16 protein-coding genes are annotated in these 12,066 nt (G+C 46.0%); 11 read left to right on the forward strand and 5 right to left on the reverse strand.

Going from position 1 to position 12,066, the window contains the following annotated elements; all coding sequences use genetic code 11:
- Positions 1-57 precede the first annotated feature (57 nt).
- The 5 genes from yjjJ to OXR61_RS13395 all read right to left on the reverse strand — a co-directional run bounded on the left by yjjJ (position 58) and on the right by OXR61_RS13395 (position 5,775).
- Positions 58-1,362, reverse strand: coding sequence for a type II toxin-antitoxin system HipA family toxin YjjJ (gene yjjJ, locus OXR61_RS13375; RefSeq protein WP_031280141.1), 1,305 nt, complete (start codon positions 1,360-1,362; stop codon positions 58-60).
- 755 nt (positions 1,363-2,117) lie between these two features.
- On the reverse strand, positions 2,118-2,744 hold the full coding sequence (locus OXR61_RS13380; RefSeq protein ID WP_267412313.1) for an HNH endonuclease: 627 nt from the start codon (positions 2,742-2,744) through the stop codon (positions 2,118-2,120).
- A complete protein-coding gene (locus tag OXR61_RS13385) occupies positions 2,744-3,913 on the reverse strand; it encodes an ATP-binding protein (protein ID WP_153574534.1) in 1,170 nt (389 codons plus the stop codon). The genes OXR61_RS13380 and OXR61_RS13385 overlap by 1 nt, the downstream gene beginning before the upstream one ends.
- Positions 3,914-4,140: 227 nt before the next feature.
- The gene (locus tag OXR61_RS13390; protein WP_267412314.1) at positions 4,141-5,160 is read right to left on the reverse strand and encodes a tyrosine-type recombinase/integrase; all 1,020 of its coding nucleotides are present in this window, start codon (positions 5,158-5,160) and stop codon (positions 4,141-4,143) included.
- Positions 5,161-5,169: 9 nt separating this feature from the next.
- The gene (locus tag OXR61_RS13395) at positions 5,170-5,775 is read right to left on the reverse strand and encodes a phage repressor protein CI (protein WP_267412315.1); all 606 of its coding nucleotides are present in this window, start codon (positions 5,773-5,775) and stop codon (positions 5,170-5,172) included.
- An 89-nt stretch (positions 5,776-5,864) separates the two neighbouring features.
- On the opposite strand from OXR61_RS13395, the gene OXR61_RS13400 reads away from it, so the two are divergent.
- The 11 genes from OXR61_RS13400 to OXR61_RS13450 all read left to right on the forward strand — a co-directional run bounded on the left by OXR61_RS13400 (position 5,865) and on the right by OXR61_RS13450 (position 12,052).
- Entirely contained in the window at positions 5,865-6,101 is a 237-nt protein-coding gene (locus OXR61_RS13400) for a regulator (RefSeq protein ID WP_267412316.1), read from the forward strand.
- A gap of 34 nt (positions 6,102-6,135) precedes the next feature.
- Positions 6,136-6,645 (forward strand): phage regulatory CII family protein, encoded by a 510-nt coding sequence (locus OXR61_RS13405; protein WP_267412317.1) that lies wholly within the window; start codon positions 6,136-6,138, stop codon positions 6,643-6,645.
- Between the two features lie 2 nt (positions 6,646-6,647).
- Complete coding sequence (locus OXR61_RS13410) at positions 6,648-6,839, forward strand: phage filamentation protein Fil family protein (RefSeq protein WP_267412318.1); 192 nt, start codon at positions 6,648-6,650, stop codon at positions 6,837-6,839.
- Positions 6,803-7,141, forward strand: coding sequence for a DUF5347 family protein (locus tag OXR61_RS13415; protein ID WP_267412319.1), 339 nt, complete (start codon positions 6,803-6,805; stop codon positions 7,139-7,141). The genes OXR61_RS13410 and OXR61_RS13415 overlap by 37 nt, the downstream gene beginning before the upstream one ends.
- 68 nt (positions 7,142-7,209) lie before the next feature.
- Positions 7,210-7,437 carry a DUF2732 family protein gene (locus OXR61_RS13420; RefSeq protein ID WP_009127567.1) on the forward strand — a complete coding sequence of 76 codons (228 nt, stop codon included), beginning with the start codon at positions 7,210-7,212 and terminating at the stop codon, positions 7,435-7,437.
- Positions 7,437-7,664, forward strand: coding sequence for a TraR/DksA family transcriptional regulator (locus OXR61_RS13425; RefSeq protein ID WP_105088565.1), 228 nt, complete (start codon positions 7,437-7,439; stop codon positions 7,662-7,664). Before OXR61_RS13420 ends, OXR61_RS13425 begins: the two co-directional genes overlap by 1 nt.
- Complete coding sequence (locus tag OXR61_RS13430) at positions 7,661-7,978, forward strand: DUF5405 family protein (protein WP_267412320.1); 318 nt, start codon at positions 7,661-7,663, stop codon at positions 7,976-7,978. Before OXR61_RS13425 ends, OXR61_RS13430 begins: the two co-directional genes overlap by 4 nt.
- Complete coding sequence (locus OXR61_RS13435) at positions 7,971-9,980, forward strand: replication endonuclease (protein ID WP_267412321.1); 2,010 nt, start codon at positions 7,971-7,973, stop codon at positions 9,978-9,980. Before OXR61_RS13430 ends, OXR61_RS13435 begins: the two co-directional genes overlap by 8 nt.
- Before the next feature lie 100 nt (positions 9,981-10,080).
- Entirely contained in the window at positions 10,081-10,269 is a 189-nt protein-coding gene (locus OXR61_RS13440) for a hypothetical protein (RefSeq protein ID WP_154192720.1), read from the forward strand.
- A 113-nt stretch (positions 10,270-10,382) separates the two neighbouring features.
- Positions 10,383-10,640 (forward strand): hypothetical protein, encoded by a 258-nt coding sequence (locus OXR61_RS13445; protein WP_267412322.1) that lies wholly within the window; start codon positions 10,383-10,385, stop codon positions 10,638-10,640.
- A gap of 299 nt (positions 10,641-10,939) precedes the next feature.
- Positions 10,940-12,052 carry a hypothetical protein gene (locus OXR61_RS13450; protein ID WP_210082112.1) on the forward strand — a complete coding sequence of 371 codons (1,113 nt, stop codon included), beginning with the start codon at positions 10,940-10,942 and terminating at the stop codon, positions 12,050-12,052.
- Positions 12,053-12,066: the final 14 nt, after the last annotated feature.

The raw sequence follows: 12,066 nt of genomic DNA on the forward strand, positions 1-12,066 counted from the left end.
AATCACCGCCTGTTTCGAGGATGCAACTTTGAAGAAATTATCAATCAGGAAAGGCGCTTAGCCGAGTCGGGCGATGCGCGCTCGGGCCTCATCCAGATGCTGTTGTAACGCGGCGAGGCAGGGCGCAAAACGATCGGAGAAACCATCGCAACTATTCGTCAGCGACAAAAATTCCTCCGCCAAAGCCAGCGCTTCCCGCCATGTATCGCTGCTGACCACTTCCGGCAGTGACGCTGGCCGCAGCGTATTCACGATGGCGCCGCCCGCTCTGGGCGCAAAGCCCATCGGCAGAATGTCATAAGCTGGCGCGAGGTGATAAGGACGGCCATGGCGACTGATGAATGACAGGTTGCCGGCGTGCATGTCGGTATTGCCGATCAGCATGCCGAATGCCCAAAGCCGGGCCGTGCTGCTGGCGGCCTCCGGCTGAACACACTTTTCCGCCACAAGCTGGTTGACGAGGACCGGCCAGCTTGCACTGGCATTGCCGACGAACTCCGCATCAAGCGCGCGCAGCGAAAACACGCCAATACGGCCCATTTTGCCCACCCGATCGAAGCGGGGGATTTCGAGGAAGCGCTGCCCTGCAATATCAAACACGTCGGTCTCAACACCCAGCACTTTCAGGGCCAGATGCTCAGCCATCAGCAGATCGCGCCAGCGTTCACTGACTGGGTTGTCATCTGCTGCGGTGAATTTCACCAGTACATGACCGCGTTCGGTATAGGTGCAGAATTTTGGCTGCTCGCCACCCGCAGATGAGCCCGGCACCTCACCAGCGCCCGCGGCCCGCGCCAGCTCAGGATACGCCGTCTCGCGCTCCACGGGAGTCGGTTCGGGCATTTCCAAGAAACGGCTGCGCGCCTGCTCGCCGATCAGCAGGTTGCCGATCGCATCATGACCTTGCGCCAACAGCGCTCTGACGACATCTGCGTCCGCCCATTGTTCGGGATTCGCCGGCAGACCGAGCCCGCTGGCATAAGTCGAGGCATACGCTCTGCCAAGATAGCCCTGTGGTCGCATGTCAAACAGCCACCACGGCAGCCCGTCACTGTGAAAGCTTTTCTGGTCCGCCTGCACCATCACAAACCCTTCCGGACGAACCGGAATCAGCTCGCCGAGAGGTTTGATTTGCCCTTCATCGGTAACACGATAAATCGGGGCCGAGCGGAATCCGCGAAACGTATCCCGCAGGGCATACTGAATAGATGGACCCGCCCCGATTTTGACAATGTCATCACCCAGTTCTCTAATCGCACGGGAAAGCGTAGGCTGGCTTATGCCAATTTTTTCAATGAGTTGCCTTGCTGTCATCGGTCCGCTATAGAGAAGCTGGCGTACGGTTTCCGCATGCGTAGACATGGTGTTGAATCACTTTATGAATAGATAGATGAATAGTTTTTTGAATGGGTAATTTAGCAGCTAAGCGGCTGGCAGTCACTGGGATGTGTTGTGACTGGTGTGCAAAATGTGTGGTTCTGTGGTTCTGTGGTTCTGTGGCAGAGGGTGCATGTTGTGTTAGCGAGGCGGCTTCTGATGTCGTTGTCTTTAAGAGGCGGTTGTTAACACAATAGCAGCGTGAGGAAGCAGGGGTCTGGAAGGCTGGTAAGACTAATATTATTAAGTCAAAGCGGGCAGGGGCAGTGAATTTTAAACAGTATCTGGAAAAAGCACCGCCATTTTATCGCCATTATTGAAATCTAAATAACAAAGTCATCTCTCTAAATGGTGACCTAAGTAAATAAGTAATTGGCAACCTTCGCTAAGCTTGAACTACCGAACAAGCGATTATGAGTCCCAATTCGAAATGATTGAAATCAGTAACTTACTGATTTTTATGTTTTCTTTAGGCCAAATAGTGATGAAAAGTGGCACATAGCGTTGAGCTCTGCTGCCACTTTGCTGCCAATCATCAATAGAAGATTTCACTTAAATGATAAGTACAATTTTAGAACAGGATTTAAGTTATACATATTTTATCTCTAATTTAAGAACTCCATTTTGAACAGTTTTTTGATGTAACTCTCAATGATTTTTTATTTTAAAGGGTTTGTAAAATTCGCCTTAATAATAGTTATAGATTAATAGCTGTTGAATTTTCTTAGCTTTAATTTACTTTAACCTAACATTGAATTGACGAGATTTGAAAACTGTTCAGCAATTTTCGGGTCAAAGGGTTCTTTTCTACCTGTAGCTTCCTGTGCCTCATCAAATGTATTAGCTTGAATTTTATCGAGCTCAAAATATTTTTTGGTAAATTCCCCTTTTGCACTTCCGGGCATTACATTATAATAAACAATTTTTCTTCTATTAACTTGAGCCACTAAATATATTAAGTTTTCATCCCAATTATCAATGTTGGGATGAATAAACTTATAACAATCGGTTTGATAATAATTTTCAGAAGCTTTGAAATCTTCAAAATCTCCCTCAATAAAAGAAACATCCTCACCTTTAATTCTCATGTTGCATCTTTTACAAGATACTGCCAAATTCATCATCTCAAACATTTCTGACTTGATTTTTGATTTTGGAATAATATGCTCAATGTCAAGTACCATGTTAAATTCATCGTCAATGTTACGAGAACAATAACAACAACATTCCTGCTGATTTTGTCTAAGGTGATTTTTTATTTTTCTTTTAAGATCACCAAGAGACTCATCACTCCAGAATGTATGGCCTTGCTCGATAGCGTTTGCCATTAAGACTCTTTCCTCTTCTAGAAATGAAATGTTATTCATTATTCAATCCCTTTCTTAATGGCAACTTTTGAAATTAACTCACCAACACCAATAAGGAATTTTTCTTGAGCAATGTCATTTGCCATGTCTTGAAATTCCGCAAGACGTTCTCTTGCAGTTTTTAATGATATTTCACCGCTTGTAAATTTATCAATGATATCTACACATCGGTTTGATAAGGCTCTGTTCTTAGGTGTCAGCGTGTCAAAATAATCAATATATAACTCTTCAGCATTATCACTAAAAGATACAACTCTGGAAAAAAAGTCATTTTCTCTCTTGAAAATTGCCACTTCATTCTTTTCTGAAACAGAAGATATAATAAGAGGTGAATGTGTTGCTACAATAACTTTACATCGATTGTATCCAATAGCTCCCTTCAGAAGGTCGAAATACTCCCTTTGCCATTGAGGGTGAAGACTATTCTCAGGTTCATCGATAAAAATAAATGAGCGGTCATTTGCACAAAAAGCAATATGTACAAGTAATGCTATAAAAGATAGTTCTCCTGAACTTGCAAAACTCAGTGGAAATGACGTTTTTCCTTTTCTCAAAAAAACTTCTATTCCTGATATTATTTTTGCCTTTTTCAAAATTTTTTCGAACTTTAGTAAAAGCAAATAGGCGTCGAAATTACCTTCATAAAATACATTGCTTTGATTATTTAGCCAAACTAAAGCGCTGTAACCGTAGTTTATCTGATGAATAGCTTTATCTATGGCCATTTTAAGCTCATCAGGTATTTCTTCATCGCTGCTATCAAAGAAAATTGGATAGTAATCGCCTGCTGAGTTTTTATTATATCTTATTGCATCTTTGAATTTTTTCTTGAATTTCACTGAAATTCCAATTGTCTGTTCATATCCTATATGGTCTAAAACTGAAAATATGCTATTGACTTTATTCTTACTTTTAGTGGAAAGAGTTTTTTTGATCGCTTGAGCAGGAAAATTCCTACCAAGTTTATTGCCGATATAGTTGTAGTTTAGGCTTTTTTGATGAGTTCGAAATTTATCAAAAAGAGTATTTGAAACTGCAATTGTAGTGTATCCTGAATCGTGAAACTCTTCAGCTAAATTGTGCAGCAGCCTACTTTTGCCGCTTCCATTTTTTCCTACTAAAATAAAATAATCTTTTGAGGAATTTATAATGTCTTTAGAGTTTAACATTTTTCTCCTTAATAATTTTGATGACCATATACTCTGATGAATCAAGGTTTCGCTATTTGCTAAGTTTCTATTTTCTATGGCGCGACGTATTAATCATATTATTGAATCTTTAGTGCTTAAAGGGATTTGTTATTTAGTTCGTTATCTATATTATGATTTTAATTGAAAAATAGATTCAGTGTGATTTGGAGGTTGAGTATTATGAATAAGCTCACATTTCATAATAATTATAGCTCCACGAAGTTTAATGGGTTAAGCAACATTGCTTCCGACAAATGATCCGGTGCAAAATGTGCGTACCGCATAGTCACCTTAATATCTGTATGTCCCAATATTCGCTGAAGCACAAGGATGTTGCCACCATTCATCATGAAGTGAGACGCGAAGGTGTGGCGCAAAACATGCGTAAGCTGCCCTGCAGGTGTCTCGATACCAGCGCGTTGCATAGCCTTTCTAAAGGCTGAGTAACAAGGTTTAAAGAGCACCTGCGCTTTCCTGCTGGATGGCAGATCAGCCTGTAATTTTTCAGTTATCGGCACCGCGCGGTTTTTCTTGCCTTTAGTTTTCACGTAGATGATCTGACCGGTGCGGATTTGGTTGCCCTTCAAGCCTTCGGCCTCACTCCATCGTGCGCCAGTTGCCAGGCAGATTTTTACAATTGTCGTCAGGTCTTTGGATCGGCTGTTCTCGCATTCGGAGAGGAGGGTTCTGATTTCCTCAATGGTGAGATACGCCATCTCCGATTCACTGATTTTAAACTCGCGCACGTTCTCTAACGGATTCGGTGCGGTCCATTCATCTAACCGGCGTAGCTCGTTAAACATCGCCCTAAAATATGCCAGCTCTAAATTCACCGTACGCGGCGTAACCGTCTTCACTCTGCTGGAGCGGGTGATCTTCCCGCTTAACCGCTGCTCGCGATAAGACGCAAAAATCTTTGCGTTAAACTCGGTTGCGAGTGGGTTTCCCATAGCCTCGCAGGCGAACGCCATTGTGGTTCGCCGCTTCTCACCATCCGCTAACGTAATGCCATGCGTGTTGAACCACAATTCAACCAGCTCAATTACCCGCCGCTTATCTGCTTTCTCTCCCAGCCAGGGCTTATCTTGAGCCTGTTCTTTTACGAACTTCTCATAAGATTGTGCTTCACCCTTCGTCGCAAACTGGCGGCGAATCCTTTTGCCGTCACGGCCGTTTGGAAAAACCTGTGCCTGCCATTTCCCGTTGGGTAATTTGTTTATCGCCATGCTTTGCCTTTAGAGGTACTCAGTGCGGGCAACGACTTTGCCCAAGACCTTGATGTCGTCTGCCTTGCATTCAAATGAGGCTTTTCCATTCTCAACGCGGATGCGCCCGCCGGGAAAACGGTACAGTTCTTTAACGCTAATGAGCTTATCAATCTCGATGAGCCACAGCCCGTCGGTGATTTCTGCGGCGGTCATATCAACTAGGTAATTCTGTTTCTCGAAATGTACTAACAGTGGGGCTTTAACATCACTTGGTAAGAGCTGAGCGTCATATTCAACCCAATCAGATGATGAAAAGTTCCCATTTGTGATTTTTCTGAGTTCGATTTTGGTTGATGGCTGATCTTGATTTGTGATGTTCGAATCACCGCGTCCATATGTCAGCCACTCAAGGGAAGTGCCGGTTTCCATCGAGCAAATCAGAACCCAATCAGCAGGAAAGTTCCCACGCATTATGCGGTTAGCCATAGTGCTTTGAGACACATCTAAGTGCCGACACAGCGCCTGTCGAGATGCAAAACCGTATGCCTGAACGATGCGCTCAATGGGATCTTTACCACCCTCTGGTAATGTTGGAGCTTTACGACTCGTAAAATCTTTCGTTGACCTTTCCAATTTGTGATCCTAATATTCACTCGTCGTATCAAGACGTGTTTAATAGTGATGAATAGAGTTGGCTAGAACTCAACAGAGGATAGTGCATCATGACCCGTAAACTTTCAATGCGCCCATCAATCAATCTCGTGATTTCAGAACCGTACATTACTGTCGAAGAGTTCTGCCGTCGCACAGGTTACAAGAAAGGGACTTTTCGCCAGATGTACCGCGAAAACCGCCTACCTATCAGGAATAAGGATGGGGTTAACGGCCTCATCGAAATCAACATGCTTGCCCTGATTATCGAAGCAGCAGCCGGTCATGAAATCACAATGCAGGCTTGATGCATCCATATTGGGATAACGTGAGGTATTAAGCATGTTTGATTTCAGTGTCTCCACACAAAGCCATTTTGATGAAGCGTGCCGCGCGTTTTCCGCAAAGCACAACATCATCCAGCTGGCTAAAAAAGCGGGGCTTAATCCGCAAACCATCCGTAACAAGCTAAACCCGGATCAGCTCCATCAGCTTACCGTTCGTGAAATGCTAATTCTGACTGACCTGACGGAAGACTCAACGCTGGTTGATGGCGCATTGGCTCAACTGCAATGCCTGCCATGCGTGCCGGTAAACGAAATCGCTCAGGAGAACTTACCGGCTTATGTCCTCAAAGCTACCGCCGAAGTCGGGCAGTTAGCCGCGGGGGTTGTGAGTCAGAAGAAATTTACCTCGGCCTGCAGGCGTGGATTTGTGCAGAACGTTAATGCCGGCATTCGCTGCCTGACGTTAGCTGCGATAGCTGTTCAAACGCGCGTGCATTCAAACCCTGCAATGGCTGGCACTGCAGATGTGTTAAGCGGGATCGGCGCATCGATAGGGGTTGTTTAACTATGGCGTTTTCAGTGGCACCGCTTCTAAAACGGCAAAGCCCTTCACACGCATTCGGTCACGGCTGGATTGCAGCTGAAAATGGCAGGCGCTGGCACCCGGCACACTCTCAAGCCGAATTGCTGGCAGGTTTAACTGGCAACAGGACAAAAGCGACATGGCTTACAAAGCTGAAAGCATCACTGTTCAAATGAGCGCTGGGCAGCGAGTTAGCGCGCTTAATCATATTGCCGCACTTCGTAACATGATGTACGGCGATTGCGGTAATGAGCTAAAGCGGTTCATCAGTAAAATGCGTAATACTCGTGATCCACAGTACGAACAAAATAACCGGGCGATGAGTGCCATTTTCTTTCTGGCAAACATCAATAAAGAACGTCACAACGTTGAATACAGTGAATTGACGAGTGACGAAATTACCGCGCTGATAGGTGCAATGAATCACTTTCGCGCAGTCGTGAGTTTATTTCCTAAGAAGCTAACGCTACCAAATTAATGAAACCAAAAAAATGAATGGCGTAAACCCGCCGGGCATTTTTTTGCCCAAATTCTGGAGAAAGTTAAATGCGAAATATTGAAACCCGAAATTTTGAAGCCGATGCAGAAGTGCTAAACGCGATGCTGAGTAAGGCCAAAAGTGAGCAGCGATCAGATGATGCGCTGGCCGTATCCGTTCGCCTGGCAGCATTAGCGATTCACGCAAGAAACAAAGAAATGTCAGCCGCTGAAATTATCGAACTGCTGGATAAAGAATCCGCACGCTTCGAGAACCAATCACGGGAGCTGCACTAATGGCCGACTCAATGGATCTGGTTCAGCAGCGCGTCCAGGAAGAACTGGCGCGCAATCTGGCAACGGCTATTCACCGTCCTGCAGGTGCAAGTGAGTTTTTCTGCCTGTCATGCGATGCAGCTATCCCCGAAGCGCGTCGCAGAGCGTTGCCGGGTGTCGAGCTATGCGTTACCTGCAAAGAGATTAGCGAACTGAAAAGCGTGCATTACAAAGGTGCCGCGCTTTGAGAGTCCAGGTTGATGATCGCTATGCAGTGCGCGCGTTGAAATCCAGTGAGCCGGGCAAGCCGCAACAGTTGGTGCTGGAGAAATTCAGCTGGCTTGAGATTGATGGCGTTCGTCAACGCGTGCCGCAAACCATGGCAGTATATGAGTCGGCAGTGCTCCTCATGCGCGATTTGGCTGCTGATGTAATTGCTCTCCGTGTTTTGCGCGGCCAGATGAAAACAACTGCGGCCTTTGTGGCGGAAACTCGCCGCATTGCTGAGTTGGTCGAGGCTGCAGTGCAAGAGCTGGCTGAACTTCAGGCCGCGCATGTCTGAAAGCCTTACTGACCTCCTTACTGGTGAATATCACGCCGTAAATCAGCTGCGGCGTGAAGGCTTTGGCATGTCCGCTCCGGCGGATATGTCCCTTTCTGAGCGCCGTCTCTGGAATGTGAATCCAGAGGACCACAATTGGCGCAGCCAGTATCTGCAAAACATGCCGGATTATCTGGCCGGTTACTTTGCCGATCGCTACAGCAAAATCCTCTCAGCGAATAATGGCCGCCGTCGGGCCAATGCGTTTCTGCGCCAGACTATCGGCCAGAACGTATTGCCACGCCTGCAGCTGGTTCGCAGTCGCTATCGTCTTGATGAAGCCGCTCAACATGAGCTGCCGTTCATAAAGCAGCTTGATCGTCTGCCCACGCTTGACCGGCAGGACGTGCGCGATCTGGCTTATAAAGTTGCATCCTATCTTTCGCTCAGCCTGGCTGAGTTAGTCGATAAAACCTCAATGCCGCATGAAGCGGACGAGCAGAGCATAACCTGCATTGCTTATCGCTACGTTGCTGAGCTGGCCGCATTGACCGGCACGCAGCCGCCATATTGGGCGGAGTTCAAAGCCTGCAAAGGTGAACTGAGTCTGCGCAAGGCGCAATCCGGTTTATTGCGCATGATGGCGCCTGAATGGTGGCGCGGCCGTCTTAAACAGATGCGCGATCTCCAGCGCGAGCACATGGCAATCGCCGTTGGGCAGGTGCAAAAATCTGCTTCGCCTTACGTTTCACGCGGCATAATGGCGGAATGGGTTGAGCAGAAGAAACGCAATCGCGAGTTCTTCAAAAGATACGACCTGATGAACAAAGAAACCGGTGATCGTGTCGCGATGGATGAGATGATCAACCGCAGCACCGCGAACCCGGCCATGCGCCGCCGCGAGCTAATGACCAGAATGCGCGGCTTTGAAGATATCGCCAATGATACCGGCTGCGTAGGGGATTTTTATACGATCACCGCACCGTCGCGCTATCACTCCGTTTACAGCCAGGGCGGTTTCATTACCAAGTGGAATGGATCAAGCCCGCGTGATACACAGCGCTATCTGTGTCGTGTTTGGGCGCGCATCCGCGCCGCGTTGTCCCGCGCAGAAATCCATGTTTACGGCTTCCGTGTTGTGGAGCCTCATCACGACGGCACGCCACACCGGCACATGCTGCTGTTTATGCTGCCGAAACATCGCGAGCGTGTGCAGCAGATCATGCGTGAGCACGCCTGCAAAGAAGATGCCGACGAACTGAGCACGCCGCAGGCGCGCAAAGCGCGTTTTCACGCTGAGCCTATCGATCCCACCAAAGGCAGCGCCACGGGTTACATCGCTAAATACATCTCCAAAAATATCGACGGCTTTGCAATGGACGGCGAAAAGGATGATGAAACCGGCTCAAACATGCGTGATATGGCGAAAGCCGTTTGTGCGTGGGCGTCTCGCTGGCGCATCCGCCAGTTTCAGCAGATTGGCGGTGCGCCGGTCACTGTATGGCGAGAGTTGCGCCGTCTCGGCGATACGCGCCTACCAAACGAGAAGATGGACGCCGTGCTGGCGTCTGCTTCCGTTGCCAGCTGCTGGGCGTCTTACACCATGGCGCAGGGTGGTCCGCTGGTCGCACGTGATGACTTGGTGATCCGCCTTTGCTACGAGATTACCGAAATGGGCAACGAATACGCGGAGGACGTGCAGCGCGTTCAAGGCATCTACTCGCCTCACTATCAAGATTCTGAAGTATTCACGCGTCTGGTGAAGTGGGAAGCCGTTGCCAAATTAGCCGACGCGTCAGCGGAGGCTGGTCCTTCTGGCGGCATCGCCGCCCCTTGGAGTTCTGTCAATAACTGTACGGGGCCAGAGCGCCGGCGGTTAGAGCTGGAACTAAAAGCCCGTGGTTTTGAGGGACATGATGAAGAAATTAGCCTCCTTTCCAGAGGATGTAGCCTGAATGCTGGCGCGCGAATGCGGCTGTTTTACCGAAACGGCAGGCTACAGGAGCAAAAGATAACCATCTGATTAATCCAGAGGATTTCTCACGGAAGGTAAAAAACATTTCACATTCCGAAGCTCATAATATACTGTACGCATAACCAGTAGTCCATTGTGCGGAGGGATTATGCAGGATTATTTTTTGGAGTCGATGAAGCTCCAGCGTATTGATTTATTTATGAAACTTGTTGCAGCCAGTGATTGCACTGATGACGAGAAGCAGCTCGCCATTCAGTGGGTTTCAGAGTTGACGGATGAACTGATGCGAAAAGTCAGAAGCCACGAGTATTCACGCATGATGCAGGCTTCTGAATAGTTTATGCCGGTGCTACACACAGCGAAAACGTGATCGGGTAAGAGCAAAAATTTAACCGGAAATGCTAAGGGAAGGTGAGTCCGAACATTACGAGAGTTACGAGGCGTTAGGTTATGGCTAAAAGTCCCGAAAAATTCCAGATCGTTTACCGGGGTGAGGTTCTCACTTACTACAAACCCGGCGGATGGGTGTTTTTCCAACGACCAAAAGAATGTGGCGGGGGCTACTGGCTGGGCAAGACCTACGACTTTGTTTTTATGTTCGAGATTCCCTATCCCGTTTCATTGCGACAGGGCATGGAATTTATGGATGCATTGGAAGGTATTGGCACTCATAAGCCCGAATTGGTGGACGACTTCAAACTGGAGTGAAGCGTGCATGACTATGCCGCATGAATTCGCATGATCCGAAAAGGATCGCTTTACCCTAGGCCCGCCAGTTCTGGCGGGCTTTCGTTAAGGTCATGCAGGTGCATGAAAACCGCATCATAAAGCGGGCAGGCGTGGCGGGGGTACGAGCGCGCGCAACGATACGTTTTATCAGAGGTAAGGAAAATTTCTAAGACTCAAGGAAGCATCTTTTTAGTTTCAATAAAAATGCTTTTTTTTCAGACAATTCTGTAATATAAATACATGCAAACATTAACATTTCTTTACATCGGACTGTATAAATGAATGCGTCAATTAATCGATTAAACCATCTTACTAACAAAGAAATTGTTTTAATTCGTTGTTTATTAAATAGATTTCCTTGGAATGTTGTTCGTCCTATCATTTCTTCACTTGGCCTTTCAAGTGGACATGGTAAAGAAAAAACAATAGATAAAATTTTGACTGCTATGGATGATCTTAAATCCTCTAAGCCGCAAAAATTTGCAAGAACCATTGATAAGATTAATGACCTATTATTTAGTCAGTTTCTGTATGGTGATAAAGCCCTTTACTCAATTTCGGTTGATGATGCCGACCTGAAAATTATCAAAATTAATATTGAAAAAGAATGGTTAGGAAAAAAGCAAAAAAATAAAATTTCAGATGTATTAATTGATGAGTCATCTCTTTCAAAGACTCAAAAGAATGAATTGGAGCTATTGCACTATAGTAACAATAAAACTCAATCACTAATTTTATTTAGTTCAGTTAGAGATCAATTGATAAGGGAAACTCTCCCTCCGTCGACTGTCCCCGGTTTTAAAGATTATGATGAAATTATTGCCAAGAAAAAGATAAAAAAGCAGTGCTTTGACTCTTGTATGATTGATTTCGTCTCCAAAAAAATCAATATAATGATTGATCTTTCTGGTGGTATCTCAGCAAGTGACAGCCTTTTCCCTAAAAGTGTTGTGCTGCGTAAGTTTTCAGATTATTTAGGGCGTAATCTTGATTATTCTGAAAAGGACTTTTTCTCACTAATTGAACCAATTTGCGAACAAACCCTAGCTCCCTATAATTCACTCGACTATAGAGTTTTTGATCTTTCATTCCACACTCGTGAAGGCACTTCTCATAAGGAAAAGAAAAGTGACAGCTCAAAGGATTTAAGAGATGACATTTTTAATGTTGCGGGGATAAAGGCTTCAGGTAAAATCGGATTATACCGAATTGGAATAAGGATCGAGAGATCAAATCCTGACTTGCAGCTCTATGATAACCTTGAACTTTTGATTCCTGGCACGCTCAGGCGTTATTTGAGTGGAGGAAAGACATCTCCCGTGACCTATGCTATTATAAATAACTGCATTACCCGAAGCGATTTTGAAACTTTAACTAAATTTATATTATAATTTACGAGTTAATT

Source organism: Pantoea sp. GM_Pan_4 (genome assembly GCF_026541005.1).
Lineage (GTDB): Bacteria > Pseudomonadota > Gammaproteobacteria > Enterobacterales > Enterobacteriaceae > Pantoea > Pantoea dispersa.

What these genes read in the sequence shown, in the direction of transcription:
- OXR61_RS13385 (WP_153574534.1), bottom strand. Translation starts at nt 3,913, where the DNA reads ATGTTAAACTCTAAAGACATTATAAATTCCTCAAAAGATTATTTTATT.
- OXR61_RS13445 (WP_267412322.1), top strand. Translation starts at nt 10,383, where the DNA reads ATGGCTAAAAGTCCCGAAAAATTCCAGATCGTTTACCGGGGTGAGGTT.
- OXR61_RS13425 (WP_105088565.1), top strand. Translation starts at nt 7,437, where the DNA reads ATGGCCGACTCAATGGATCTGGTTCAGCAGCGCGTCCAGGAAGAACTG.
- OXR61_RS13420 (WP_009127567.1), top strand. Translation starts at nt 7,210, where the DNA reads ATGCGAAATATTGAAACCCGAAATTTTGAAGCCGATGCAGAAGTGCTA.
- OXR61_RS13415 (WP_267412319.1), top strand. Translation starts at nt 6,803, where the DNA reads ATGGCTTACAAAGCTGAAAGCATCACTGTTCAAATGAGCGCTGGGCAG.
- OXR61_RS13390 (WP_267412314.1), bottom strand. Translation starts at nt 5,160, where the DNA reads ATGGCGATAAACAAATTACCCAACGGGAAATGGCAGGCACAGGTTTTT.
- OXR61_RS13435 (WP_267412321.1), top strand. Translation starts at nt 7,971, where the DNA reads ATGTCTGAAAGCCTTACTGACCTCCTTACTGGTGAATATCACGCCGTA.
- yjjJ (WP_031280141.1), bottom strand. Translation starts at nt 1,362, where the DNA reads ATGTCTACGCATGCGGAAACCGTACGCCAGCTTCTCTATAGCGGACCG.
- OXR61_RS13405 (WP_267412317.1), top strand. Translation starts at nt 6,136, where the DNA reads ATGTTTGATTTCAGTGTCTCCACACAAAGCCATTTTGATGAAGCGTGC.
- OXR61_RS13380 (WP_267412313.1), bottom strand. Translation starts at nt 2,744, where the DNA reads ATGAATAACATTTCATTTCTAGAAGAGGAAAGAGTCTTAATGGCAAAC.
- OXR61_RS13450 (WP_210082112.1), top strand. Translation starts at nt 10,940, where the DNA reads ATGAATGCGTCAATTAATCGATTAAACCATCTTACTAACAAAGAAATT.
- OXR61_RS13440 (WP_154192720.1), top strand. Translation starts at nt 10,081, where the DNA reads ATGCAGGATTATTTTTTGGAGTCGATGAAGCTCCAGCGTATTGATTTA.
- OXR61_RS13400 (WP_267412316.1), top strand. Translation starts at nt 5,865, where the DNA reads ATGACCCGTAAACTTTCAATGCGCCCATCAATCAATCTCGTGATTTCA.
- OXR61_RS13410 (WP_267412318.1), top strand. Translation starts at nt 6,648, where the DNA reads ATGGCGTTTTCAGTGGCACCGCTTCTAAAACGGCAAAGCCCTTCACAC.